The sequence below is a fragment of the Bartonella sp. AA81SXKL genome (assembly GCF_042196945.1).
Classification (GTDB): Bacteria; Pseudomonadota; Alphaproteobacteria; order Rhizobiales; family Rhizobiaceae; genus Bartonella.
Genome location: NZ_JBHIRH010000062.1, coordinates 1 through 2,070 on the forward strand (window position 1 = coordinate 1; position 2,070 = coordinate 2,070).

The 2,070-nt window shown below is 37.1% G+C and carries 3 protein-coding genes and 1 pseudogene; 2 read left to right on the top strand and 2 right to left on the bottom strand.

Annotated elements, in window-relative coordinates:
• Positions 1–93: 93 nt before the first annotated feature.
• On the top strand, positions 94–357 hold the full coding sequence (locus ACFINZ_RS09390) for a type II toxin-antitoxin system RelB/DinJ family antitoxin (RefSeq protein WP_375612164.1): 264 nt from the start codon (positions 94–96) through the stop codon (positions 355–357).
• Entirely contained in the window at positions 344–625 is a 282-nt protein-coding gene (locus tag ACFINZ_RS09395; protein WP_375634173.1) for a type II toxin-antitoxin system YafQ family toxin, read from the top strand. Before ACFINZ_RS09390 ends, ACFINZ_RS09395 begins: the two co-directional genes overlap by 14 nt.
• Before the next feature lie 44 nt (positions 626–669).
• On the opposite strand, the gene ACFINZ_RS09400 is transcribed toward ACFINZ_RS09395, so the two are convergent.
• Both ACFINZ_RS09400 and ACFINZ_RS09405 read right to left on the bottom strand, forming a co-directional pair.
• On the bottom strand, positions 670–1,182 hold the full coding sequence (locus ACFINZ_RS09400; protein WP_375684251.1) for an antA/AntB antirepressor family protein: 513 nt from the start codon (positions 1,180–1,182) through the stop codon (positions 670–672).
• A gap of 586 nt (positions 1,183–1,768) precedes the next feature.
• Positions 1,769–2,070 (bottom strand): annotated as a pseudogene (locus ACFINZ_RS09405) (hypothetical protein); the annotation flags it as partial.

Sequence of the window (2,070 nt, forward strand, 5' to 3'; positions counted from 1 at the left end):
AACGATCTCGCCACTCTAAAAAATGTGCTTTACAGTTGAAATTAAACTTCAATTGTATTACATTGAAATACAGTTACAAGAGGAGAAGTCATTATGGCTGCCAGTCGTATGGTTCAAGCGCGTGTACCAGAAGAAATTCAAAATATCGCTAGTCAAGTTATTCAAGCGTCAGGTTTATCAGTAAGTGATGTTGTGAGAGTGTTGATGACGCGTATTGCACAAGATAAAGCTATTCCGTCCTTCTTGTTTCAACCTAATGCGGAAACTATAGCGGCTTTTGCAGAACTAGAGGAAGGTAACTTAAAAAAGTTTCATTCCGTAGACGAATTATTTGATGATCTCTATGCGGACGATTGAACGTACCACTATCTTCAAACGTGATTTCAAGCGTGAAATGAAAGGACGGTATCGGCATCTTTTAGATACTGATTTGCGCCAAATCATTGCAGCATTAGCAAATGACCAGCCTTTAGAACCTCGATATTATGACCATGCATTAACTGGGAATTGGAGCAATTATCGAGATTGCCATATTCGACCTGACTTAGTATTGATTTATCGCTTGATTGGTCAAGATCGATTGATTTTAGTGCGTCTGGGCTCCCATTCAAAACTTGATCTTTAAACCACCTCCCCATTTTGAGAACGGGGAAGGAAGATGTTTTAAGTCTAAGCTACTTTTGCAATCGGAGTCGCTAAAACTCGTTTAGCTTCTTTTGTAACTGATTTGTAATGATCAAGCTCTTTTTCGAGGTTATTTGCATCTAACAAACGTCTCATCACCAATCCTAAGATTTCTCCAACACCAGCAGTTTTTTTTAAACACTCATAAGAAAATAATTCATTATCAACAAATTGGCTTTTTAGTTTCTTCTCGCACTCAATAAAATAACGGCGTGCTTGACGTCCTTTCTCGTTACGTTCCACCATTGAGAGCTCTTTCGCCATGTCTAATGTGATGTGGTATTCTGTACTTGGACGACCGCTTTTAGGTTTTACTAAATTTTTAGTAAAACTCACAAAGTCCTTATTTTCTAGGAAACCATATTCTTTAATACGATTAATGATCCAATCGTTAAAACGAGATGTGACCTTCAAAAACATATGCAACTCACGTGCATTTACTGCTTGAACAGTTTCTTGATCAATTGTTTGTTCTGTAATTTTAATAAGAGTGTTCATAATGAACTCCTAGTTGTTAAGGTTTTCTATTGACATCCGAAGAGGATGCCGGGCGCTAGAAAACACGGCAACTAGCCCGTCGTTACGCCTTTCCCATAAAGGGTATTGTATAGCATAACCACACCCGACAATATTATTATATGCGTGTAGCATACAATGAGTCAAAGCTTTTAGTTTGCGGAAGATCAGTTATTTCGGCAACCAATCCGCTAGTTGTTTTCAGGTGTTTTCTAGGCACCTGATTCGAAGATACCTATTACTGTAGAATTGTCAAGTAATAAAAATTACTTTTTGCTAAGAAAACGTTTCACATACTGTACAGTGTACATATTGAAATTGTTATTTATCAATAAGTTAAGTGTACAATGTACAGTCAATTTGAAAATTCTGTCGCTAGCGATAGTTTGCGCTGTCCTGCCCCGCAACGAAGCCAACCCGCTGGGAGTACCTTTTGAATTGATTTTATTGACTTTTTTTATGAAAAAACAAAGCATAAATGATGATCTTTTTTTAAATTGCAATAAGAATATGTAATGCTTAAACTCATAAGGATATGTAAGATATAGATAAAGCTTGAGAACATGATCTAGCCTTTCTTGTTGGCAGCATATTCTTGACGTTTAAGTTGTCTCTGTATGTTTTCAGTTAATCTTTCATTGGCATATTGTGCAATAGCACTTGCAATCTCTGGTTTGGACATCATTCCAGCAATTGAGGGTCCTTCTTGTTTTGCAATAGGGAATTGATCTCCATCGGCTCTTTGAAAAACATTACCATTCAGCTTTTTTAATTCAACACACTTTGGAAAGCACCCACCTTTGATAAAAGCATGGGGTAAGATTTCTTTCTTTCCAAACAGTGTGTAAGTTACGCCGCGTTTTGTTTCTC